Genomic DNA, 23,226 nt, shown 5'->3' on the forward strand with positions numbered 1-23,226 from the left:
TTTCTAAGTACTTGCGTTGCAAATTTTACTATCGTGAATACATTTTCGGACATTCATCACCACTTGGTTCATAAAAACAATGGCTTTTAAACTGTCCTACAAATGGCTGGTTATACCATTCAGGTGGACAAGCTCCAACTGGACGGAAATACCAAAGAGCCCATCGTGCAGGCCAGCGCCATTGACCTTGTAAAACTTTTCTTGCAATTTCTTTTTCTGAATCACGAGCGCGTTGATAAAAATACCCGTATTGCACTGCTTCGAATCCGCCGGGGCTTTGGTATACTGCATCACGTACAGACCGGAGTTGTTTAAAATCTAAGCAATCACAAAATACACGATTTACGACAACGCATCCAACAAGCTCCTCACCTTGGCGACCTTCGCCTTCAGCTTCAGCACGAATTAAACGAGCTAGTAAATCAACATCACTTTCGTTGTATGGAATAAGGGGCATAGTGATACCACCTTTCTGTTATAGTAAAGAGTGTATGTTATAAAACAATCTGCGTGCTTTTTTACATAAAAATAACATTTAATTTTAAGAGGAGCTTGTATAAAAAAAGCTAATTAGTAATAGTAGATAAATATAAAAGGGAGAGGTATTATGTATCGAATTCATAAAGATAATATCATTTACTCAATGTCACCAGAAAATAAGCCGTGTATGGAAGTAGAGAATGGGAGTAGGCTTGTGTTTGAAACGTACGACTGTTTTGAAAACCAAATTGATTCTGAAGATGTCGTGTTTCAAGAATTAGATTGGAACCGAATTAATCCAGCGACTGGGCCTGTATATATTAAAGGAGCAGAACCAGGCGATATATTAGTCGTAACGATTGAAAAAATTAATATTGCAGAGCAGGGTGTTTTAACTACAGGTGCGAATCTTGGTGTAATGGGTGATGAGTTAAATGAAAATATAGTAAAAATCGTCCCAATACATTATGAACATGTTGTGTTTTCAAGTGAACTACAAATCCCGATTAATCCAATGATTGGGGTAATTGGTACTGCGCCGAAAGAAGAGAGCATTTCATGTGGCACACCGCATGATCATGGCGGGAATATGGACTGTAAAGAAATTAAAGAAGGAACAACATTACTACTACCAGTTAATGTCCCAGGGGCACTATTAGCGTTAGGTGATTTACACGCAGCAATGGGTGATGGGGAAATTGGTGTTAGTGGTGTAGAGGTTGCTGGTGAGGTAACTGTAACAGTTCAAACGATAAAAGGAAAACAATGGCCATTACCAATGGCTATTCAAAAAGAAAAAATAATGACGATTGCTTCAGAGAAATTGTTAGATGATGCAGCAAATCGTGCTGTACATAATATGGTGACATTTTTACATGAAGAATTAGAAATGTCTAAAGCTGATGCAACGCTTTTATTATCAGCAGCAGGTAATTTAAAAGTTTGCCAAGTTGTGGATCCGCTGAAAACGGCGCGTATGGAACTAGGAATGGATTATGTGGAGAAACTAGGATTTACTTTTAGTAAATTTCATATTAAATAGATAAGGGACGAAAAAGGATATTTTTGTATAAAAGCATCCTTTTTTTAATTTACGGATTTTGTGAAAAGAGGTAGTATTTATTTTATATAAGTATATTTGAGATTGTGGATTAAAAAGGAGTTCAATAATGGTCAAAATTATGATTGTAGAAGACGATATGAAAATTGCAGAACTATTATCAACACATGTTGCGAAATATGGTTATCAAGGAGTTATTGTATCGGATTTTCAAAATGTATTAAACATTTTTTTAGAAGAACAACCAGAGTTAGTTTTATTAGATATTAATTTACCGAGTTTTGATGGGTACTTTTGGTGTCGTCAAATTCGCGGAGTTTCAACATGTCCGATATTATTCATTTCGGCCCGTGAAGGCACGATGGATCAAGTGATGGCGTTAGAAAACGGTGGTGATGATTTTATTCCGAAACCTTTTCATTATGAAGTTGTAGTGGCGAAAATTCGTAGTCATTTAAGACGTGCATATGGAGATTATGCACCGAAATTAGAAGAACGAATGATTGAACAACAAGGTCTTTGTTTATATCCCGAAAGACTTGTATTGAAACTTAGAAATGACGAGATTGATATAACGAGAAACGAAGCTATTTTATTAGAGACATTAATGAAAAATTATCCGCGTGTTGTGAGTAGAGAAGTCTTACTTAATAAATTATGGGATAGTGAATCTTATGTTGATGATAATACATTAAGTGTAAATACAACACGTGTGCGTAAAAAGTTACAAACGTTGCATATAGAAGGTGCGATTGAAACGATTCGTAGTGTTGGATATAGATTTCATATTACTTGGGATAATGGTATAGAAAAATGATAAGGTTGTTTATACGTGATCATATACCACTTATTTGCTTTACCATAATTCAACTACTAGCTATATTTCTCGTATATTGGTTTGATGGGCATAATCATATTACAACGGCGTTATATGCAATGTTTCTAGGTGTTTTCTTTATGGGAAGTTATTTAGTGTTTCGTTATTTTACACATCGTTCTTTTTATGAGCGCCTAGCAAACCCGATGCAATCTTTGGATGAATCTGTTCAAAAATCTGATTTTGCAGCTGTATCGGCTGCTCTTCAAGAACTACTTGAGGTGCAATATAGACATTATCAAAATCAGCTGCAAATGCAAGAGAGAAAAAATAATGACCATTTAACCTTTATGAATCAGTGGATCCATCAAATGAAAACACCTTTATCTGTAATAGAATTAATTACACAGGATGAAGTAGATTCACGTTTTGAAAGTATAAATGAGGAAACTGATCGATTAAAAAAGGGATTAGAAATGGCTCTGTATGTCGCACGTTTAGAAGCGTTTACACAAGACTTTTATGTAGAAAGGGTACAACTACATAAAATAGTGAATGATTCGGTACATGAACATAAACGATTCTTTATACGGAATTTTGTATATCCAGAGCTTGAAATTGATAAGGACATTACTGTAGAAAGTGATGTGAAATGGTTACAATTTTTAATCGGACAAATACTATCGAATGCGATTAAGTATTCATCAGGTAGTAGAGAAAAGATTAAAATGAAAGCTTGTAAGGAAGGTAATACCGTTATACTTGAAATTGCTGATAATGGCGTAGGTATACCAAAACAAGATTTACCAAGAGTATTCAAACCTTTCTTTACAGGAGAAAACGGTAGAGATTTTAAAGAATCAACAGGAATGGGGCTATACCTTGTATATGAAATTACAAAACAATTAGGACATAGTGTGGAAATCCATTCAGAAGTTGGTAAAGGTACGGTAGTACGAATAATATTTTTTTAATGTGTAAAAAAGTAAACAAGGCTAAAGAACTTTGGAGATAAGTTTTTTAGCCTTGTTTTGTACCCTTGATAACATTGGAGAATGAAATGTTATATAGATAAGAGAGACAAAACGAACCCGATAAGAATAAATGTAAGACTACTTACATGAACCATTTTTAATAATAAAAATAGAATCTTATAGAAGTTGCGAATGATAGGAGGATTGAAATGGATATTCGTAAAATGAGATATTTCATAACAGTGGCAGAAGAATTAAACTTTAGTCGTGCAGCAGAGCGTCTTATGATGGCACAACCTCCTTTAAGTCAAGAAATTCGAAAATTGGAAGAAGAATTAGGAGTTCAACTTTTTCACCGGACAAAAAGAATGGTTGAACTTACCGAGGCGGGGAAAATCTTTTTAGAAGGTGCTAGGCAAACATTACTTCAAGTAGATAGAACTATTAAAGAAACACAGCTTGCAGATGAAGGGAAAATCGGGCATTTAATCATTGGTTTTGTCGATTCTACAGAAACAGTTATAGACATATTAAACATATTTCGAGAACGGTTTCCAAAAATTCAGCTCATATTACGTGAGATGACAACAGACCAGCAAATAAAAGCGCTTTACGAAAAGCAAATTCATATTGGATTTATTCGTTCGGAGCAAAATAATGAAATATTATCTTCTGAAGTTTGTTCTGAAGAGTGTTTAAAGCTGGTTTTGTATGAAAATCACCCTTTCGTTTCGTTACCTAATATTTCAATCAAATCATTAGTGGATGAACCATTTATTTTATTTCCTCGTCATTTCGGTACAAATTTTTATGATTTAATTATTAGTTACTTTTGGGAACATAAAGTAAGTTTAAATATTGTTCAAGAGGCAGTTCAAATGCAAACAATTGTAAACTTAGTTGCAGCAGGAATAGGGATTTCAGTCGTTCCATCATCGGTGGAAAGCTATAAAAAATCAGGAGTCATGTATAAAGATATTCAAGAAAATACACCAAAAATAAATTTATATGCTGGATGGAGGAAGGATGAAAAGTCTGTCGTGTTAGAGAACTTTTTAACAGCTGTTAGAGAAGTTTATACGACTTCACAATGTGAACTTAACAGATAAAAGCCCATCTTGATAGGATGGGCTGTGGGAAGTTGGCAAGGGGTGTTTATTTATAGGTAAAACTCACTCATGGTTCAACCTGTTTTGCTAGAATCATACTCAGCGAAACCTTTTAATACACGATCAATCTGATCCATAATTTCAGGTTGCAATGTAATACTAGAAGCAATTACGTTTTCTCTTACTTGTTCCGGATTTGAAGCACCAATAATTGCAGAAGAAACAGCTGGATTTTGTAACACCCAAGCAATTGCGAGTTGAGATAGGGTAAGGTTAATTTCTTGTGCGATGGGGTTAAGTTTCTGGATAGAAGTAAGCACATCATCACTCATCCAACGTTGCACGAGTTTGTCAAAAAACGGTTTTCCAGCATCAGAGTTAGCACGCGATTGATTCGGTAATGGTTTACCAGGTTGATATTTTCCAGTGAGAATGCCTTGTGCGAGTGGGGACCATACGATTTGGCCAAGTCCCTCACGTTGACATGTTGGAATTACATCAGTTTCAATAACTCGCCATAACATTGAATATTGAGGTTGGCTAGCGATAAGTGGAATGTTTAATTCCTTAGCAAGTGCTGCACCACGGGTAATTTGTTCTGATGTCCACTCACTTACGCCTAAATAAAGGACTTTACCTTGTCTTACAAGATCTGAGAAAGCTAACATCGTTTCCTCAAGAGGAGTTGTTTTATCAAATCTATGTGCATAATAGACATCGATATAGTCTGTCTGTAATCTTTTTAACGATGCATTACAATTTTCTATAATATGTTTTCTTGATAATCCACGATCATTTTTTCCAGGGCCGGTCGGATGGCATACTTTTGTACATAGTTCTATACTTTCTCGGCGTATATCTTTCAAAGATTGGCCAAGTACTTCTTCGGCTATCGTATCTGAATAAACATCAGCAGTATCAAACGTTGTAATTCCGACATCTAGAGCGGTTTTCACACAATCATTTGCAGTAATCTCATCCACTTTTCCACCATGGTTTATCCAGTTCCCGTATGCAATCTTGCTTACTGTTAATCCACTGTTTCCTAGTTTACTAAATTCCATTGTAGAACCCCCCTTAAAAATGATACCTTTATTATAAGAACTGAAATTTAGTATGTATAATATATGATTTATGATGAATGTATATAAAAATTATATAAGAGGGGATGCTTACAATTTTATTGCTAGGGAAAGCTAAAGCAAATAGTACAACAAATGTGTTTGATGCTTGTTCGATATGAAGTGAAGAAATAATAAATAGACTTTAAAAGAAAGCAATCTTTTTAGCAGCACAAATAATTGCATTTACTCATACAGTACTATTATGGTACAATATGGTTACTAATGACGGAAAGGAATGATGGGTGGACGATGATTAACTAATCTTATTTTTAAATGTTGAAATGAAATAAATTTCAATTTATAAAAATTAGGATTAGTCTGCCCAATTCCAAACAACGGTATTGCTATTTGATTTGCGTAATAGCTTATTTGGGTATAAATAATGTAATGACTAATCCTGCCAAAATTACTTTGGGAGGATTTTTTTGTTCTCCTTTAATGAAAGGGATCGGTAATATGAAAGAAATTTTAAAATTAAATGATGTTTATGTTGAAATAAAGGAAAATACTTTGTTAGAAAAAATGAATGTAGCAGTGAAACAAGGGGATGTTATCGGATTAATTGGTAAAAATGGTGCTGGTAAATCAACGTTACTTCAATTAATAAATGGAAAGATTGAACCTTCAAAAGGGATTGTTGAATGGCAACAAATGAATATGACAACCGCATATGTTGAGCAAGAAATAGAATCTTTTATTAGTAATGATGTGATTTCGCAAGAAGCAGAACTTCTTGCGAAATGGGGCGTGCCAACGAACGATTTTCATACTTTAAGTGGTGGTGAAAAGCTGAAAATTCGATTAGCAAAAGGATTTGCCGAAAATCCTAATGTTTTAATATTAGACGAACCGACAAATCATTTAGATGAGATCAGTACGGGATTTCTCATTAAACAAATAAAAAAGATGAAAGGTACTGTTATCGTTGTATCGCATGACAGATATTTTTTAGATGTTGTCGCAACCAAAATATGGTCAATTGAGGACAAAAAAATAATTGAACATAGTGGTAATTATACGAGCTACATGAAAACACGTGAGCAAAGAAGGAAGTCGCAGCAGCGTGAATATGAAAAGCAGCAAAAAAAGATAGAACAAGTAGAAACACATATAAAAGAATTGAGTTCATGGTCACAAAAGGCACACGCGCAGTCTACAAAACAAGAAGGTGTGAAAGAATTCTATCGTGTAAAAGCGAAGCGAATGGATGCGCAAGTGAAGTCAAAACGAAAACGACTCGAAAAAGAGCTGGAGAAAACGAAAGTAGAACGTGTGAAAGAAGAGTATTCAGTTGAGTTTTCTATTCAAGCGAACAAAAAAGTAGGAAAACGCTTTTTAGAAGTAAAGCAATTAAAAAAAGACTTTTATGGGAAAGTATTATTTGAAAACGTTAATTTTACAATTCAGCACGGTGAGAAAGTTGCGATTGTTGGACCAAACGGTAGTGGGAAAACAACATTACTGAAGATGATTATGGGAACGGAAACTGCTGAAGGAGAAATATGGATTTCACCATCTGCAAACATCGGCTATTTAACACAAGAAGTTTTTGATTTACCGCTTGATAAAACACCAGAAAATTTATTTTTTAAAGAGACGTTTGAAGAAAGAGGAAAAGTCCAAAATTTGATGAAACATTTAGGGTTCCAAGCTTCTCAATGGAAAGAGCCGATTGAGCATATGAGTATGGGAGAAAGAGTAAAATGTAAGCTAATGGCTTATATTTTAGATGAAAAAGATGTACTCATTTTAGACGAACCGACGAATCACCTAGATCTACCTTCACGTGAACAACTTGAAAATACATTAGCTGAGTATAACGGAACATTAGTAATTGTTTCTCACGATCGATATTTTCTAGAGAAAACTACTAACACAAAACTCGTGTTTTCAAATAATACGATACAAAAGCAGCTAGAAGAGCCTACTAAAACAAGAGATAATATTGAAGAGCTACGTTTAACGTTAGAAACAGAGAGACAAGAAGTATTAGGGAAATTAAGCTTTTTAACTTCTAACGACAAGGAATATAAAGAACTTGATGAACGATTTATAGAACTTACGAAGCAGATAAAGGCGCTATAGCGTACGTAAGGGGGATTAGCATGGGAGAAGAGAGTTTGACTAAGTTATTTAGAATAGATTGTGGAGAAATATACTTGCAAGAGTTTATGGTCAAAGATGCAGAGAGTATTTATAAAATAGCAAATCAACCGGAAATAGAAAAGTTTTTACCAGACTGGAAATCAACGAAAGAACAAAGGATGGATTGGATTGCAAATTATGAAATACCAGCAAACAAAGCATTTCTTGAGGCAGTGAAAACTACGAATAACATAGATAATCATATGTTAAAGCTAGGAATATTTAAGGAAGCTACAAATGAATGCATTGGATGGTGTTGCACAGGAATGAAAGAAGAACTCCCTTCACCAAACAGAGAGATAATGTATGCTATCTCAAATGAACATCAAAATCATGGCTATGCTACAAAAGCGACTAAAGGCTTAATTGACTATTTGTTTAAAGAAACAAATTTAAACGTCCTCAACGCAATTGCTTTAATTAACAATGTACCATCAAATAAAGTTATTAAAAAATGCAGGTTTACTTATTTGAGTGAACAGAAGATAGAAAATCAAATATATAATCATTATGTATTGAGTAAATCTGAATGGATAAAAAATATTTCTCTGTAAAAGGAATTAAAACGAAATCATAAAAAAGCTTAGAGCTAAAACTCTAAGCTTTTTTATATTCATTTTATCCCGCATTACCGGGCAGTAAAACCCCCACTGATTAAAGTTTCACTTTATACCTGCTAACATATGAAAGGTACAATTGTAATGACTTCTTGAAGGAATTGCTTTTCAACAAAATAGGGAAATCAAGCTGTACAGGGGATATCCAGTTGAAAATCATTTATGAAAAGGTAATTGGAAGATTTTGTCGAATTTATGTATCAATGATAATACAAATTTCTTACTCAAATCATTCTACAGATGAATTACTTGAAAAATGGAAGGGAAAAGAACAGAACAGTGGGCGGTATAAAGAAGCATTTAGTCTTAGTCAACAAAAATTGCTGGTAAGTCTATTAAAGAGTTACATATAAAACTTACGGTTGAGTGCTAGTAGATTAAATCTTTAAGCCAGGAATTAGTTTAAATGAGGGAGGGGAACACGTATTATAATTTGGTTTCGTCACTTGCCACAAATAAGTATGGATTTTTCAGAATGGACTCCTTTTATACAGAATAATTGGTACCGAAAACATTATATGAAGTTTGTATATTTACTTCAGATAATCATTTTTATAATACCTTATTTTTTTGAAACAGGTTTCACTCATATTAATATATTTTATCTTATCATAATAGGTACCTTAGTCTTCATCATTCACGAATGTCTACACATTTTAGTAATAAGTAAACAAGGGGATATTAGCTTAACATTTAGTAAAAGATTTTTTTGGTTAAATACAAATGCAGTCTTATCCAAAACGAGATTTTGGGTCTTTATGAGCTTGCCTATTATTGTATTATCAGTAGTTCCTGCCATGATGTCGTTCTTTGTATCAGGAAATATTAAATCAATTTTATTATTTATATGTTGGATAAACGCATTCATTTCCGCCTCAGATATTTACAATTCGTTTTTGATTGCAATGAAACCGAAGCACTCATTTTTTTGCAGAGGTTATTATAAAGTGAAATAGTATTTAATGGGTAACTCAAATATGCTTCAACTACATACAACAGTTAAAATATAATATTTGAAAGTAAAAAGACCGATAAAAAAATCGGTCTTTTCTTATTAATAAAATAAAGATTAGAAAATAGCATTGTAATTCAAACCAATATGCAAATATTATAAGATAGATATGCTTTGTTTATAGATTGAAAATAGGTTTGTTATCAGTTTTTTTAGAAATCTTACAAGCGTGTAAGATAAATGAAAGATGAATCAATATGAGCTATAAGACAATTCATTTACACTCTATAGTGAGCAGTGGAAATGAAGGGAGAATATAAATGGAAATTTTACAGGCAAAAAGTATTAGTAAAGTATATAAAGGGAAAGTACCTTATAAAGCATTAGTAGATATTGATTTATCAATTCAAGAAGGTGAATTTGTAGGAATTATGGGCCCGTCAGGTAGTGAGAAAACAACGTTATTAAATATGGTATCTACTATTGATTCTCCATCATCAGGAGAAATATTTATTAATGGCACAAATCCTTTTCAATTATCATCAGAAGAATTAGCATTATTCCGCAGAAAACAATTAGGATTTGTATTTCAATCATTTAATCTTCTTAGCACACTTACTGTAAAAGAAAACATTGTATTGCCGATGACTTTAGATGGTGTTTCCGTCCAAGAAATGAATAAACGAGTGGAAGAGATTGCAGAGAAGTTAAACATTACTGATATATTGAGTAAAAGAACGTTTGAAATATCAGGGGGGCAAGCTCAAAGAACAGCAATCGCTCGTGCGATCGTTCATAAGCCGCAATTATTACTTGCAGATGAACCAACAGGGAACTTGGACTCTAAATCTTCAAATGATGTAATGGAGATGCTTGATACTCTAAATAAAGAAGAAAAAGCAACGATGATGTTAGTTACACATGATCCGTATGCAGCGAGCTTTTGCAGCAGAGTAATTTTCATTAAAGATGGTCAACTATATAATGAAATTTATTGTGGTGAAAGCAGGCAAGCATTTTATCAAAAAATTATGGATGTCCTTTCTTTGTTAGGAGGGAAAAGGCATGACTTTTCGTCAGTTCGCATTTAATAATATCTTTCGTAATAAACGTACCTATGTAGCTCATTTTTTAAGTAGTGCATTTTCTATTATGATTTTCTTTACGTATGCTCTTTTATTATTTCATCCTGATTTACAAGGTGAGTTGAAATCGACAAGTGCAACAATAAGTGCATTTGGTACATTGGGATTTTCAGTTTCGCAAGGATTGATTTTTGTATTTTCATTTTTCTTCATTCTATATTCAGTTAGTTCGTTTTTAAAGACGCGTAAAAAAGAATTTGGTATTTTAATGATGCAAGGTATGTCAATGAGACAGCTTAAGAAATTATTATTAATTGAAAATATGTTGATTGGACTTGGTTCAATTTGTATAGGGATTTTCATTGGACTCATATTTTCTAAACTAGTCTTATTAATAAGTGCAAGTGTATTAATGATTAATAATGGTTTACCTTTTTATATACCAGTTCGGGCTGTATTATTAACAGTTATTACATTTCTTTTCTTGTTTTTAATTGTTTCATTATTTACATTTAAAATGATAAAAGTAACGGAACTTGTGGAACTTATTCGAGCAGAGGAAAAGCCAAAACCTGAACCGAAATCTTCAGTTTTATTATCGATACTTTCTTTAATTAGTATAGGGTATGGATATTTTTCAGTATTTCGCTTCATACCAAGTACCAATTTTATTACGCTTGGAATAGGTGTGCTTCTAGTAATTATAGGAACGTACTTTTTATATACTCAGTGTAGCGTTTATATATTGCACCTTGCTAAAAGGAGAGAATCTTTCTTTTTAAAGAGAACAAATATATTAACATTTTCTGAATTAATTTACCGTATGAAAGATAATGCAACGATGTTTTTTATAGTATCTATTGTTTCAGCAGTTGCATTTACAGCAATTGGTACAACAGCCGCAATTGGAAATAGGGATTTGGTAAGGATGACAAATCCGTATACATTTTTGTATGGAAGTTTTGAAAATGACAAAGTATTGAATAAAAATCTTTCTATTATAAAAAAACACCTTTCTGATGCTAATATTACGTATCGAATGGCTTCATCTTCATATATATACACAGAAAATGGCGTAAATGTAATGAAGTTAAGTGAATACAACGATCTTGCTAAAGCACTAGGCTATCAACAAGAAACAATTGAAAAAGAAGATGAAATTTTATTAATTCCTGGAGTCGTATCACAAAAACAAGAATTTAAAAATGGCGAGTATAAAAAGAATATAGAAGTCATTCAAGGTGACTGGACAAAGACATTTCATGTGAAAAAAGCTGTAGAAAATTTAGTTTTACCACATGATTCTAGAACTATTTATATCGCTGTTCAAGATCAGGTATATGATGGAATACCTCTTACTAGTGACCCAGTTAATAAAGAAATTCCATATCGTACTTACGGATTTGTTGTAGATGATTGGATAAAAACGAAAGAGATTTCAAATCAATTAAAGAGTATATTCGATAAAGATCTTAGGGACAGAGATTTCTACTTTGAAGCTTTAACATTAAACTTGTTGGAAGCAAAGCAAAAGAATGGTTTATTACTTATGGTAAGTATTTTAGTTGGAATCGTCTTCTTTACATTCGCCGCTAGTTTTATTTATTTTCGATTATATACAGATTTGGATCGCGACCAACAGCAATATAAAATGATTTCGAAAATGGGATTAAGTAAAGGTGAGTTGAAAAAAGTTGTAACGAGGCAGTTATTATTAATGTTCTTTTTACCAATTGTCGTTGCAGTGATTCATACTGTAGTTGCTTATATAGCATTACAGCAATTAGTCGATTTTTCTATCATAAATAGCTCTATCGTTATTTTAATTTCATTTATATGTATACAAGTTTTATATTTCTTTATAACCCGTTGGCGTTACCTACAAAAGCTTTATAAAACTATGGAACAGTAGAGAACATCAGCAAGTAACATTGCAGAAAAGCATGTAAAAAAACAATATGAGTTATGAAAGGAATTGTAATGAAAAAACCATTATCAATTTTCATATTATGTATATTAATTTTAATTAGTTTAAGTGCATGTGCTAAAAGTGAAGAATTATTTCCAGCTAACGGTGTATTAATCATTGGAGATGAGAATCATACTGGAGCAATTATGAATCGTTATAAGGAAAATACGAAAGAACATGAAATTTTTCCAGTGAAAACAGGGGAATTTGAAAAAGGAAAGGTACTAATATTAAATGAATCTACTGCACAAGCGATGATTAAAGCAAAGATTTTTCGTAAACGTGACCAAGTAGCCCTTTCCAAACTGGTAGATACGTTACCGAATTTTCCAAAAGAAAGCTCACTACTATTTATAAATGAAGAAGAAAAGAATATTAAAAGTATTAAAATAGAAGGAGAAGAGATACCAGTTGCATATGATAGCGATGCTTGGCTTGGCAATAAACGTGACTATGGAGCACTATGGTATATCATTGTGGCGAAAAATAGTGTGTATAAAGAAATAAAAGCGAATGAAACGAATATGCAACTTCTACATCTGAAAAAGTCGTTAGGTGATGAAAAACCTAAAATGTCGACAGATAATACATTGATTAATGAAAAAGTAAAAGTAAGAAAGTTAATTGAAGGTTTTAAAGAGAAAGTATCAGTTCAGTTTGTAACGATCGGAGAAAAATCTTAAAAAAGAGTTCGAGGTTGATAGAAAGTTTATCAATCTCGAACTCTTTTTAGTTTATAGACAAATCAATTATTATGCTTTACATTACTTCATTTAATCGAGTCTCATTTGTTTCCTCAATCGCATTTGAATTTTGAACTGAATTATTTTGGGCTTCTTTTTCTTTACGAGCCTTTTGTAGCATTTCAAGGATGATCCATAAAGGAACACCTTTATCCTTTAACATCTTCCATAAATCTAATTCATTAAATTTATGCTCAGGCTGTTTCATTTCTTTTTCAGATGAACGAATATCAAATTTGATAGGATCATTTACTTTCTTACTTTCAAGTTTAGTAGAAGAGATAGTATTATGCTCAAGAGTAGATGGAGTTATTTTAGTAGGTTGAGATAATGTATGAATATTTGATCCGATTTGCATGTTTTTTCCTCCTTTTCAAGCAATGAGATTAGTTTTCTTATGGTTTTTAAATCTTTTTAACATGAGGAAACTATATCTAATTATAAATTCAAATAAACAGATTTACAAGTTGTATTGTAAAAAGTAAATGTTTACTTGAATTAATATTTATCAACATTTGTATATGTTTTCTATATATACAACGTATATAAAATATTTTACATTATGTTTAAGTTATTAAAGTATTCTGTTGATTTTCAAAAAAGAAAAATGTAAACGTTTTAATAGGGGGAGAAAGTATGGGGAAGTTAGTTTTAAAAATATGTTTTTTCGCATTAGTGACCGTATGTTCATTCGAAGCGAAAATATCATACGCTGAAGAGAGGCCACAAAATAATTATCCTATCATATTGGTGAATGGATTTGCTGGATGGGGTAGAGAAGAAATGCTTGGCGTAAAATATTGGGGTGGTGTTCATGATATACAGGAAGATTTGAAACGAAATGGTTATACGGTACATACCGCAGCTGTTGGACCTGTTTCTAGTAACTGGGATCGTGCATGTGAATTGTATGCGCAAATTAGCGGTGGAACAGTAGACTATGGTGTCTCGCATGCTGAGAAACATGGACATAATCGTTTTGGCAGAACTTATAGTGGTTTTGCGCCGAATTGGAGTGAAACAAATAAAGTTCATTTAATTGGACATAGCATGGGTGGACAAACAATTAGAACATTAGTACAGCTATTAAAAGAAGGGAGTTTTGAAGAAAAGAATTATGTGAAAAATCACCCAGACACCAAAATATCACCACTATTTGAAGGCGGAAAATCATATGTTCATAGTGTTACAACATTAGCAACCCCTCACAACGGTACAACACTTGCGGATGGGAGTCTTCTGCTACCGTTCGTTAAAGATTTACTCATTACAGCTGCGAGCTTCGGAGGAAACAATAATTTATCGTTATATGATTTTAAATTGGATCAATGGGGTATAAAGAAGAATGCTGGAGAGTCCTTTTTCCAATATAGTAATCGTATTCTAAATAGTTCACTTTGGAAAAATACAAAAGATATAAGTCAATGGGATTTAAGTACAGATGGTGCAAAGGAGTTAAATAATTGGGTAAAGACGCAACCGGATGTGTATTACTTATCCTATAGTGGACATGCATCACAAGCAGCACCTATAACAGGTTTACATTTACCTCATATAACGATGAACAAAGTGTTGATGGGGAATGCATTTTTCTTAGGTTCTTATGCGAGATATGAAGAAAACCGTCCGTTAGTTGATACTTCTTGGTGGCAAAATGATGGTGTAGTAAATACAAATTCCATGATTGCACCATCTTCTAATGTTGCTGTAAATAATAATGAGTCATTACAGGTTGGAAAATGGAATCATATCGAAACGAAAGCGAATTGGGACCATCTCGACATGGTAGGATTAAGTGTTTCAGACTCTTTAGGTTTTTCTAGCATTCAAGAGTTTTATAGAACAATTGCTGAAAAGCTATCACGTTTACCGAAATAAGTAATAATAAAGCGCTCTCGATGGAATTCGAGAGCGCTTTATATTATATTGAAAGAGGGATTTGGTAGAAAAAATATGGGGGGGTATTATGAAAATTCAAGTTGTATTATCAGGATACGGAACAGTAGGCAGAGAGTTTATAAAATTATTAAATGAAAAATATTCATATATATATGAAACATATGGGATTCAATTAGTTGTAAGTGGCGTATTAGGGAGAAATATTGCAATACATAATGAAGACGGCCTATCTCTTCATCATTTATTAATGTATGGTGGCGGTACCGCTGCAATTGAAAAATATTTAGAGTATCATCCAAAGGAACGTGCGACAACTAGCATAAGTGGTACTGTATTGGTAGAATCAACAGTCACAAATCTTAAAGATGGAAATCCAGGGAAACAATATATGAAACAAGCGATTGAGAAACGGATGGATATAGTAGCAATTTCAAAAGGTGCGCTCGTTACAAACTGGAGAGAAATAAATGAAGCAGCAAGAGGTGCAAATGTACGAATTCGATATAGCGGTGCAACAGCCGCTGCACTACCGACACTAGATATCGGACAATTTAGTTTAGCCGGTTGCAGTATTGAAAAAATAGAAGGAATATTAAATGGAACAACTAATTATATTCTTACGAAAATGTATGAGGAAGATATGACATTTGAAGAAGCGCTGAAAGAAGCACAAAATAAAGGAATTGCTGAGACAAACCCTCTATTAGATATAAGTGGTTCAGATAGTGCGTGTAAATTGTTACTTTTGACAAACAGCTTAATGGAAACAGAGAAAACACTTGCTGATATACATATAAAAGGAATCGAGCACGTTACAAAACAGCAAATACAAAATGCTAAGGAACACCATAAAATTATTAAATTAATAGCATCAATATATAAGGATGCGGGTGGCAATGTGAATTTAAATGTTGAACCGTGTGAAATAGAAAAAGATCATCCGTTAGCAAAAGTAAATGGGAGCGAAAAAGGAATTACGTTCTTTACAGATACGATGGGGCAAGTTACTACAATTGGCGGGGCTTCTAATCCACGAGGCGCAGCAGCTGCAGCTTTAAAAGATGTAATTAACTTATATCGAAAAGATTTGTAAGACCGTACCGCCCTTTATAAAAAATACATATGTTGTGGACCTTTTGAGAATGAAATAAATATGCAAAAATGATTGCAGGGGGTAAGGAATTGTTTAAGGATTTTAAAGTTGTTAAAGATCGTCCCGTTTATATTCAATTGAAAGATTATTTGAAGAAGATGATTATGAAAGGGCATTTGCTCGGGGATCAAAAAATCCCATCAACAAGGGAACTAAGTGAATTACTAAGTGTGAGTAGAAACACTGTACTCGCTGCTTATGCAGATTTAGAGCAAGAAGGACTCATTTATGCAGTTAAAGGAAAAGGGAACTTTGTTGCGAAGGTGGATATATCTAACACTTCGTCAGTTGAAATAGATTGGAAAAATAAACTTAATACAGTGACCGCATTAGCGGATGAATTAGATTTAATGAAACATGGTGTTCGTTGGGAAAAGGGAATGATTGTTTTTAATAGTATAGCCCCGGATGAGAAGCTATTTGATGTTGAAAATTTCAAAAGAGCTTTTCTTACTCGTATGTCCATTGAAGGGGACATCGTATTGAACTACGGATATGCAAAAGGATATAGACCATTAATGAATTACTTACTTCATTATATGGAAATGAAAGGTGTAGACATTTCTAATAAAGATATTCTAATTACAAATGGATTTACAGAAGGATTGGATATTGTACTCTCTTCTTTATCAAAAAAATCCGGTCGTGTCATTTGTGAGAATCCAACTCATCACGCTGCACTAAAGCTGTTCCGCTTACATGGCCTTGAAGTTCATGGGATTGATATGAATGAGGATGGTATTGATACGAATGAAGTTGAAAAAAGCTTACGTGAAAAAGATTTTGATTTTGCATATTTAATTCCTTCTTATCATAATCCAACTGGTATTGTTACGAGTTCAGAGAAAAGAACGGAATTGATGAGATTATTCTCAAAATACAAGGTTCCTATTATAGAGGACGGATTTAATGAAGAATTACGTTATTCAGGTTCACATTTAGCTCCATTATTAACGTTTGCTGGAGCTGGCAATAATGTGATTTATATTAGCAGCTTTTCAAAGGTACTTTTCCCTGGTTTACGTGTAGGCTGGATTATTGCAGATAAAGAGCTGATTCATTATTTAGAAAGCGTAAAAAGAGCAAGAACGATTCACACATCTACGTTAGATCAAGCTGTTCTGTTTCAATATTTACATGAGGGATATTTTGAAAAATATTTAAAAAAGGCAAGATCTGTTTATAAGAAAAAATATGATTTAGCTGTCGGGGCATGTAACCAGTACATTCCTTTCAAAAGAATGACTGGAGATGGTGGACTTCATTTATTTATAGAGCTAGAAGAGCATATGAATGCTCGCACACTTTTACAAAAGTGTTATGAGAAAGGCGTTACGTTTTCACCTGGAGATGTTTTTTACTCTGGTGAAGAAGGAGCGAATACTTTCCGATTAGGATTTTCACGCTTGAAAGAAGAAGAAATAGTTCGGGGAATCAAAATAATTGGTGATACAATAAAAAATGAAATTTGGAGTTGAGGAAATGAGAATTGGCGTTATTATGGGCGGGGTATCGTCTGAAAAGCAAGTATCAATTATGACTGGAAATGAAATGCTCGCACATTTAGATAAAAGTAAGTATGAAATAGTTCCAATTATATTAAACGAAAAAATGGATTTAATTGAAAAAGCGAAAGACATTGATTTTGCATTGCTCGCATTACATGGAAAATACGGAGAAGATGGGACAGTTCAAGGAACACTGGAGAGTTTAGGGATTCCTTATAGCGGAAGCAATATGTTATCTAGTAGTATATGTATGGATAAAAATATTTCGAAAAAGATTTTACGTTATGAAGGTGTAGAAACACCAGATTGGATTGAACTTACAAAAATGGAGGATCTAAAGCTTGATGAGTTAGATAAGTTAGGATTTCCATTAGTGGTAAAACCAAACTCTGGCGGATCGAGTGTCGGGGTAAAAATCGTTTACAATAAAAATGAATTGATCTCAATGCTAGAAACTGTATTCGAATGGGATTCTGAAGTAGTAATTGAGAAGTATATAAAAGGTGATGAAATTACATGTTCCATTCTGGATGGAAAACAGTTACCTATAGTTTCAATTCGACATGCAGCCGAGTTCTTTGATTACAATGCAAAATATGATGATACTAGTACAGTTGAGGAAGTTATCGAACTTCCAGCGGAAATTAATGAACGTGTAAATAAAGCGTCACTGGCTTGTTATAAAGCATTAAAATGTAGTGTTTATGCAAGAGTTGATATGATGGTGAAGGACGGAATTCCATATGTAATGGAAATTAATACATTACCAGGGATGACACAATCAAGTTTATTGCCAAAAAGTGCAGAAGCAGCGGGAATTAGTTATAGTAAACTATTAGATATGATTATTGAAACATCATTAAAAGTGAGAAAAGAAGAAGGTTTTTAAGATAGTTATATAACGAATTATTTTGACAGTTTCACGAAGTATGCTATGATGAATACATTATAAAAACAAAATATTTATCCACTAGGGGGGCCTTTTATAGGCTGAGATCAAATGTGATTTTGAGACTCTTAGTACCTGATCTGGTTAATACCAGCGTAGGGAAGTGGGAAAGACGTTGCTATTTAATGAGTAAATAAATACTGTCAATTTCACTTTCTTTACGCCTGTAAAGAAAGTTTTTTTATTTTACAGCTTTAATAATTGTGGATAAATACTTATATTTTATACATTATTGGAGGGATTTAAATGACTTTTTCACAATCATTACGTAAAGAAGTAGATTCAATTTGGGAAGCGAGTTTTAACCATCCTTTTGTAAAAAAACTTGGTGAAGGAACGTTAGATTTAGCTAGTTTTCGCTATTATGTGCTTCAAGATTCATATTATTTGAGTCATTTTGCTAGAGTACAAACTTTAGGAGCTGCAAAAGCTCTTGAATTAGAGACGACAGCTCGTATGGCACATCATGCTCAAAATACATATGAGGCCGAGTTATCTTTACATGAGAATTTTGCTAAAAAGCTAGGGATAACAAAAGAAGAAAAAGATAATTTTATTCCTGCGCCAACTGCATATGCGTATACTTCACATATGTATCGTGCTGCGTATGAAGGACATTTAGGAGATATTATTGCAGCAATTTTACCTTGCTATTGGTTGTATTATGAAATTGGCGAACGCTTAAAAGAGTGTCAGCCGGAAGAGCCAATTTATAACGAATGGATTTCTGCTTATGGATCTGATTGGTTCCGTACGCTAGTTGAAGAACAAATTACACGTTTAGATACTATCGCTGAAAAAGTAACAGAGGCAGACCGCAAGCGTATGAAACAGCATTTTATTATTAGCAGTCAATATGAATATTCATTTTGGGAAATGGCTTATACATTAGAAAAGTGGCCAGTGGATACAGACGTAAAAGACGTAATTGGATAAAGAATAGAAGTAATGTTATAGATAGGTATGGATCATACCTGTCTATATATTTTTTCTTATCAAATTTGTGCAAAGTCGATAGTGCTGAGGAAATGGTGAAATGGCATATCGATAAGTTAACTAGTTTAATTGTCTACGCATTAAATGGATAAACTACTGTCACATATATTTTACAATAAAACGGATATGTTACTAAGCTAACTTCAGATGCACAACGTAATGAGATGAAATTTTACCTTGAACGTAAAGCTTGGAGGTATGAAGTTAAATAAGAAAAGAAACCCGCACTGTTAGCTGTAACGGAGTTGTTTTTTCTTTGCAGGAATTTCTAAATTACCATGAAGTGCTGTTAACACAATATGCAAATATGCATATTGTGTTTTTTTGAGTTCTTTTTGTGTTAAAATCAAATATAGAGATATGGAAATATAAAGAAGTAAAAGCAGGAATATCCAATGAATTTTGAGAGGTGTTATATGTTTACAAATAAGAAATTAATTCGATTTGGTTTATCGTTGTTTGTATTTTTAGGAATCATTAATTTTACAATCAGCTATTTCCAAACATATCTTGAAACAGCAGCAGATATTAAATGGGTAATTCCGGGAATTTGGCAAACTATTTTAATAGATGTTCCTCAAGGTATACTTGTTCTTTTAGGCGCAATTGCTTTATATGATTTCACAAAAGAGGCATCACAAAAAGACGCATCAATCTAAATGCGTCTTTTTTCAATTAGCAATTTCATAGAGAGTTTTGCTAAAGAAATAGAATGAAAAGCCCTAATTAGGGCTTTTTTCTTTGTAGGAATTTCTTATCCGTCATAGAAACCGGTCACTAGGAAATGTTATAGCGAAACGCATTTACAGTACAGAAAAATCTAAGTGACAGACGGAAATATATAGGATATGGCGCCATAATTATTGAGAAATTAATTGAATTTAGTAAGTATGAAGATATGACGCTAGAATTCATATTTTTTAATTTTTATTTATCCCGCATTAACGGGTAGTAAGCCCCCCGCCTCAAAATTCAGCAGAAGCAAAGAAGTTAGGTGGCGGTCGGACTGTCCGTAAAAGCCCGATTGGTGAGGGCTAATAATCAGTGGGGGATGAGCTAACCCCCCACTGATTAAAGTTTCACTTTATAAAAATGAGCCCATAGTAAAAATAGGTATATGAACAAGGTGCATCATTTAATGATAAGTCATACTTTGTTGGTGTACGTATTGAACTTAGTTTATAGTGCTATTCCTACTTAGATGTAACGAACAGAAACATAGGGAAGCATCGATGAGGTTGTATTTTATAAATGGAGGTTATGAAAATGAATCAGTTTCAACAAGAACTACAAGCGTTAAATCTTAATGATTACCGATCTGGAAATATTGTCTATTGGGACCAGCAAAATCAATATCCATATTACTATATTGAAGATGCTGCTCGTCGCTGTGGCGGTTGTGGTCGTTGTGGTGGTTGTGGTGGAGGTCGTTGTGGCGGATTCCGTTGTGGTGGATTCCGTTGTATTGGTTGCTTCGGTTGTTTTGGTTGCGGGGGTTGCGGAGGTTGTGGCGGCTGTGGTGGTTGCTCTAACTGTTTTAGTGGTACTACTGATACTACTGGTACTATTATAACGTATGAATATTGATTGCATTTATCCTGCTATTTGCAGGGCAGTAAGACCCTAAAAAAATTCAGCGGGAGCAAAGAGAAGTTAGGTGGCGGACTACCCATAAAAGCCCAATTGGTGAGGGCTAATTAAAGTTTCACCTTATCAATTAAAAAACATTAGTTTTATATATGTACGTGCCGACAAAGAATATAGCCATTATTAATGGATATATTCAATCATTCAAGTGAAAGAGTAACAATAAGATATATAGATGTAATCAAGAGGTGATAGATAAAGCAGTGACTAGATTTAAAATCTAATCATTGCTTTTTTCTTATGGTTTTATCATCAAATATCTGTCTAGTTTGGGCATTGCTTTCTTCCATCTAATGATTTTATTACAATCGTGTAAGGTTAATGTAATGTTAATCGATAGTAAATGAAGATGCTTAAGTGTAATTTAAATAAGATTAAAAAGTACTGTTTATCTATAAAATAATCGGGTAAATAATATGTAATTAGGAAGTGTATGAATATGATTGAACTAAAATCTATTATCCATTCGTATAAACGAAAGAGAAAAATAGCTAAAGATTTATACGGAAAAAGAGATGAATTGACACTGTTATTAAATGAATTTAATAAAATGAAATGTACAGTAACATCTGAAAAGAAGAAAAGCAATATATTATCTCGTTTGCAACTAATTTATCAAAATATGAAATTAGATAAGCAGTATCCTCTATCAGTTGCTTTTGATAGTAAATTATTGGAGCGATTAGAAAAAGAACCTCTACATACTATTGAGGATGGTGTAACATGTTTACATCTAATGTTAGATGTGAATTATGAGAAAATAAAACAATATGGTTCGAGTACAAGTAGGTCATTTGTTCCATTATCGCAGTCTTCTGTTTGTCTTGCTGATTGTATTTGTTTAACAGGAGTTGTAGTAGGCTTACTAGGAGCAATTTCATTTGGAGGATTACTGTTATCTATATGTTCAATTACATAACGGTTTATATTTGTAAAAAGGGCACCGAATTAAGGTGTTCTTTTTTGGTTTTTTTGTAAAGTTACTGTAAATGATAAGTACAATATATTATATACATTGTACAATTCAAATGTATTAAAATACAAATATAAAGAGGTGTTGTATATGATAATTACTTTTAATTTTTAAAAGAGTCGGTTTGATAATGATTTATGTAGATAAACAGTTTTTACGTTTCTTTTAAATAATTTGTTTAAATGGATTAGATTAAGTAACTATTTCTAGCTTTTTGATAATCAAGACAACTTAAGAAAGGAAGGAATCATTTTATGAAAAAATTAAGGCTGCTAACATTTGAAAATATAGTAGAACCTCTATTAAATGAAAAGGTATCATTTATATACTTTCCTATTGAATGGCTGGACATCGTAGAGATACATTATAAGACGTTTTTATTAACGAGTAAGTTGAAACGTTTGAATGAAAGATTGTATGATATGTTTTCGGATATATTGTTTATTCAGCATAATCCGTACGTATTAAATGAAAATACACCATGGATTGTATCGAAAGAACCTATTAGACAAGAACAGCTCGATTATATTTTTCAAAGTTGGTATGAGATTATTCATGATTGGAAACCAAATCAATTAGTTGAGCCACCAAAATATGAATGGCAATCCGATTTGATTTCTAATTTGCCAGTACTACATGATAATGAAACGTATTCTAAGTGGGGGCCCGCTTTAATCTCACATATTTTTTGCGAGCGTCCTATATATTTAGAAAATACAAATGAAGAAGAGATCTATTTTTCTCCTCTTAGATCACAAAATATTTGTGAGGCGATGTCAGGACCGATAAAAGATGAAAAAACACAAGATTTTTTCTCCTATGTATATCGATTCGAATGCATAAGCCGTGGTGGTGAGAACGCTCCATTATTAAATATTTCAATAGGAATTCGGAGATTCTATCAGGAATATAATCATCCAGATATTTCTTTACTTTTGAGGCGAAAACGAGGCATGATATTGATTTCTACCCTGTAAATGTCAAGATGATCATGTACATTTTCACTTGTTTAAGCATGTACAAATT

21 protein-coding genes, 2 pseudogenes and 1 riboswitch are annotated in these 23,226 nt (G+C 33.0%); of the genes and pseudogenes, 20 read left to right on the forward strand and 3 right to left on the reverse strand.

Annotated features, from left to right (window positions below):
* Window positions 1–28 precede the first annotated feature (28 nt).
* Complete coding sequence (locus ACODS7_RS19240; RefSeq protein ID WP_016081517.1) at window positions 29–457, reverse strand: cell wall hydrolase; 429 nt, start codon at window positions 455–457, stop codon at window positions 29–31.
* Between the two features lie 150 nt (window positions 458–607).
* Here ACODS7_RS19240 and ACODS7_RS19245 point away from each other — a divergent pair, with 150 nt between their 5' ends.
* The 4 genes from ACODS7_RS19245 (at window position 608) to ACODS7_RS19260 (ending at window position 4,440) form a co-directional block, all read left to right on the forward strand.
* Complete coding sequence (locus ACODS7_RS19245) at window positions 608–1,522, forward strand: acetamidase/formamidase family protein (RefSeq protein ID WP_043937200.1); 915 nt, start codon at window positions 608–610, stop codon at window positions 1,520–1,522.
* A gap of 127 nt (window positions 1,523–1,649) precedes the next feature.
* Window positions 1,650–2,357 carry a response regulator transcription factor gene (locus ACODS7_RS19250; protein WP_000238994.1) on the forward strand — a complete coding sequence of 236 codons (708 nt, stop codon included), beginning with the start codon at window positions 1,650–1,652 and terminating at the stop codon, window positions 2,355–2,357.
* Window positions 2,354–3,331 (forward strand): sensor histidine kinase, encoded by a 978-nt coding sequence (locus ACODS7_RS19255; protein WP_016081515.1) that lies wholly within the window; start codon window positions 2,354–2,356, stop codon window positions 3,329–3,331. The genes ACODS7_RS19250 and ACODS7_RS19255 overlap by 4 nt, the downstream gene beginning before the upstream one ends.
* 209 nt (window positions 3,332–3,540) lie before the next feature.
* The gene (locus ACODS7_RS19260; protein ID WP_029442386.1) at window positions 3,541–4,440 is read left to right on the forward strand and encodes a LysR substrate-binding domain-containing protein; all 900 of its coding nucleotides are present in this window, start codon (window positions 3,541–3,543) and stop codon (window positions 4,438–4,440) included.
* 74 nt (window positions 4,441–4,514) lie between these two features.
* On the opposite strand, the gene ACODS7_RS19265 is transcribed toward ACODS7_RS19260, so the two are convergent.
* Complete coding sequence (locus ACODS7_RS19265) at window positions 4,515–5,504, reverse strand: aldo/keto reductase family protein (RefSeq protein ID WP_029442387.1); 990 nt, start codon at window positions 5,502–5,504, stop codon at window positions 4,515–4,517.
* 516 nt (window positions 5,505–6,020) lie between these two features.
* On the opposite strand from ACODS7_RS19265, the gene abc-f reads away from it, so the two are divergent.
* The 6 genes from abc-f to ACODS7_RS19295 all read left to right on the forward strand — a co-directional run bounded on the left by abc-f (window position 6,021) and on the right by ACODS7_RS19295 (window position 13,015).
* Window positions 6,021–7,649, forward strand: a complete 1,629-nt coding sequence (abc-f, locus tag ACODS7_RS19270) for a ribosomal protection-like ABC-F family protein (protein WP_243168762.1) — start codon at window positions 6,021–6,023, stop codon at window positions 7,647–7,649.
* Window positions 7,650–7,669: 20 nt separating this feature from the next.
* Window positions 7,670–8,263, forward strand: a complete 594-nt coding sequence (locus ACODS7_RS19275; protein WP_016081511.1) for a GNAT family N-acetyltransferase — start codon at window positions 7,670–7,672, stop codon at window positions 8,261–8,263.
* Window positions 8,264–8,787: 524 nt separating this feature from the next.
* Entirely contained in the window at window positions 8,788–9,282 is a 495-nt protein-coding gene (locus ACODS7_RS19280; protein WP_048564795.1) for a DUF3267 domain-containing protein, read from the forward strand.
* A gap of 316 nt (window positions 9,283–9,598) precedes the next feature.
* Window positions 9,599–10,369, forward strand: a complete 771-nt coding sequence (locus ACODS7_RS19285) for an ABC transporter ATP-binding protein (protein ID WP_243168763.1) — start codon at window positions 9,599–9,601, stop codon at window positions 10,367–10,369.
* Window positions 10,344–12,275, forward strand: coding sequence for an ABC transporter permease (locus ACODS7_RS19290; protein ID WP_043937203.1), 1,932 nt, complete (start codon window positions 10,344–10,346; stop codon window positions 12,273–12,275). The genes ACODS7_RS19285 and ACODS7_RS19290 overlap by 26 nt, the downstream gene beginning before the upstream one ends.
* A 68-nt stretch (window positions 12,276–12,343) precedes the next feature.
* Window positions 12,344–13,015, forward strand: a complete 672-nt coding sequence (locus tag ACODS7_RS19295; protein ID WP_029442392.1) for a lipoprotein BA_5634 family protein — start codon at window positions 12,344–12,346, stop codon at window positions 13,013–13,015.
* A 76-nt stretch (window positions 13,016–13,091) separates the two neighbouring features.
* Here the strand turns inward: ACODS7_RS19295 and ACODS7_RS19300 are convergent, their stop codons facing one another.
* Window positions 13,092–13,433, reverse strand: coding sequence for a DUF3914 domain-containing protein (locus ACODS7_RS19300; RefSeq protein WP_001165517.1), 342 nt, complete (start codon window positions 13,431–13,433; stop codon window positions 13,092–13,094).
* A gap of 278 nt (window positions 13,434–13,711) precedes the next feature.
* Here ACODS7_RS19300 and ACODS7_RS19305 point away from each other — a divergent pair, with 278 nt between their 5' ends.
* From ACODS7_RS19305 to ACODS7_RS19350, 10 genes and pseudogenes are all read left to right on the forward strand, one after another.
* Window positions 13,712–14,953 (forward strand): esterase/lipase family protein, encoded by a 1,242-nt coding sequence (locus ACODS7_RS19305; protein ID WP_043937204.1) that lies wholly within the window; start codon window positions 13,712–13,714, stop codon window positions 14,951–14,953.
* Between the two features lie 88 nt (window positions 14,954–15,041).
* Window positions 15,042–16,067 carry a homoserine dehydrogenase gene (locus ACODS7_RS19310; RefSeq protein WP_029442394.1) on the forward strand — a complete coding sequence of 342 codons (1,026 nt, stop codon included), beginning with the start codon at window positions 15,042–15,044 and terminating at the stop codon, window positions 16,065–16,067.
* Between the two features lie 89 nt (window positions 16,068–16,156).
* Window positions 16,157–17,605, forward strand: coding sequence for a MocR-like pyridoxine biosynthesis transcription factor PdxR (pdxR, locus tag ACODS7_RS19315; RefSeq protein ID WP_043937205.1), 1,449 nt, complete (start codon window positions 16,157–16,159; stop codon window positions 17,603–17,605).
* 4 nt (window positions 17,606–17,609) lie between these two features.
* The gene (locus ACODS7_RS19320) at window positions 17,610–18,524 is read left to right on the forward strand and encodes a D-alanine--D-alanine ligase (RefSeq protein WP_043937248.1); all 915 of its coding nucleotides are present in this window, start codon (window positions 17,610–17,612) and stop codon (window positions 18,522–18,524) included.
* 73 nt (window positions 18,525–18,597) lie between these two features.
* A riboswitch (TPP riboswitch) is annotated at window positions 18,598–18,703 on the forward strand.
* A gap of 127 nt (window positions 18,704–18,830) precedes the next feature.
* On the forward strand, window positions 18,831–19,520 hold the full coding sequence (tenA, locus tag ACODS7_RS19325; RefSeq protein ID WP_000144509.1) for a thiaminase II: 690 nt from the start codon (window positions 18,831–18,833) through the stop codon (window positions 19,518–19,520).
* Between the two features lie 455 nt (window positions 19,521–19,975).
* Entirely contained in the window at window positions 19,976–20,239 is a 264-nt protein-coding gene (locus ACODS7_RS19330) for a DUF3937 family protein (protein WP_029442397.1), read from the forward strand.
* Window positions 20,240–20,846: 607 nt separating this feature from the next.
* Complete coding sequence (locus ACODS7_RS19335) at window positions 20,847–21,167, forward strand: heterocycloanthracin/sonorensin family bacteriocin (RefSeq protein WP_243168764.1); 321 nt, start codon at window positions 20,847–20,849, stop codon at window positions 21,165–21,167.
* 134 nt (window positions 21,168–21,301) lie between these two features.
* A pseudogene (locus ACODS7_RS19340) lies at window positions 21,302–21,451 on the forward strand (site-specific integrase); the annotation flags it as partial.
* Between the two features lie 209 nt (window positions 21,452–21,660).
* Window positions 21,661–22,146, forward strand: a complete 486-nt coding sequence (locus tag ACODS7_RS19345) for a hypothetical protein (RefSeq protein ID WP_016081499.1) — start codon at window positions 21,661–21,663, stop codon at window positions 22,144–22,146.
* A 308-nt stretch (window positions 22,147–22,454) separates the two neighbouring features.
* Window positions 22,455–23,171 (forward strand): annotated as a pseudogene (locus tag ACODS7_RS19350) (pPIWI_RE module domain-containing protein); the annotation flags it as partial.
* Window positions 23,172–23,226 lie beyond the last annotated feature (55 nt).

It is taken from the genome of Bacillus sp. FG16 (assembly GCF_057809515.1).

Excerpts from the sequence above, each read along its gene's own strand:
- ACODS7_RS19265 (WP_029442387.1), bottom strand. The coding sequence starts at position 5,504 with ATGGAATTTAGTAAACTAGGAAACAGTGGATTAACAGTAAGCAAGATT.
- ACODS7_RS19345 (WP_016081499.1), top strand. The coding sequence starts at position 21,661 with ATGAATATGATTGAACTAAAATCTATTATCCATTCGTATAAACGAAAG.
- ACODS7_RS19275 (WP_016081511.1), top strand. The coding sequence starts at position 7,670 with ATGGGAGAAGAGAGTTTGACTAAGTTATTTAGAATAGATTGTGGAGAA.
- ACODS7_RS19330 (WP_029442397.1), top strand. The coding sequence starts at position 19,976 with ATGAATTTTGAGAGGTGTTATATGTTTACAAATAAGAAATTAATTCGA.
- tenA (WP_000144509.1), top strand. The coding sequence starts at position 18,831 with ATGACTTTTTCACAATCATTACGTAAAGAAGTAGATTCAATTTGGGAA.
- ACODS7_RS19290 (WP_043937203.1), top strand. The coding sequence starts at position 10,344 with ATGACTTTTCGTCAGTTCGCATTTAATAATATCTTTCGTAATAAACGT.
- ACODS7_RS19255 (WP_016081515.1), top strand. The coding sequence starts at position 2,354 with ATGATAAGGTTGTTTATACGTGATCATATACCACTTATTTGCTTTACC.
- ACODS7_RS19335 (WP_243168764.1), top strand. The coding sequence starts at position 20,847 with ATGAATCAGTTTCAACAAGAACTACAAGCGTTAAATCTTAATGATTAC.
- ACODS7_RS19260 (WP_029442386.1), top strand. The coding sequence starts at position 3,541 with ATGGATATTCGTAAAATGAGATATTTCATAACAGTGGCAGAAGAATTA.
- ACODS7_RS19300 (WP_001165517.1), bottom strand. The coding sequence starts at position 13,433 with ATGCAAATCGGATCAAATATTCATACATTATCTCAACCTACTAAAATA.
- ACODS7_RS19240 (WP_016081517.1), bottom strand. The coding sequence starts at position 457 with ATGCCCCTTATTCCATACAACGAAAGTGATGTTGATTTACTAGCTCGT.
- ACODS7_RS19320 (WP_043937248.1), top strand. The coding sequence starts at position 17,610 with ATGAGAATTGGCGTTATTATGGGCGGGGTATCGTCTGAAAAGCAAGTA.
- ACODS7_RS19295 (WP_029442392.1), top strand. The coding sequence starts at position 12,344 with ATGAAAAAACCATTATCAATTTTCATATTATGTATATTAATTTTAATT.
- ACODS7_RS19285 (WP_243168763.1), top strand. The coding sequence starts at position 9,599 with ATGGAAATTTTACAGGCAAAAAGTATTAGTAAAGTATATAAAGGGAAA.
- ACODS7_RS19305 (WP_043937204.1), top strand. The coding sequence starts at position 13,712 with ATGGGGAAGTTAGTTTTAAAAATATGTTTTTTCGCATTAGTGACCGTA.
- ACODS7_RS19250 (WP_000238994.1), top strand. The coding sequence starts at position 1,650 with ATGGTCAAAATTATGATTGTAGAAGACGATATGAAAATTGCAGAACTA.
- ACODS7_RS19245 (WP_043937200.1), top strand. The coding sequence starts at position 608 with ATGTATCGAATTCATAAAGATAATATCATTTACTCAATGTCACCAGAA.
- ACODS7_RS19280 (WP_048564795.1), top strand. The coding sequence starts at position 8,788 with ATGGATTTTTCAGAATGGACTCCTTTTATACAGAATAATTGGTACCGA.
- ACODS7_RS19310 (WP_029442394.1), top strand. The coding sequence starts at position 15,042 with ATGAAAATTCAAGTTGTATTATCAGGATACGGAACAGTAGGCAGAGAG.
- abc-f (WP_243168762.1), top strand. The coding sequence starts at position 6,021 with ATGAAAGAAATTTTAAAATTAAATGATGTTTATGTTGAAATAAAGGAA.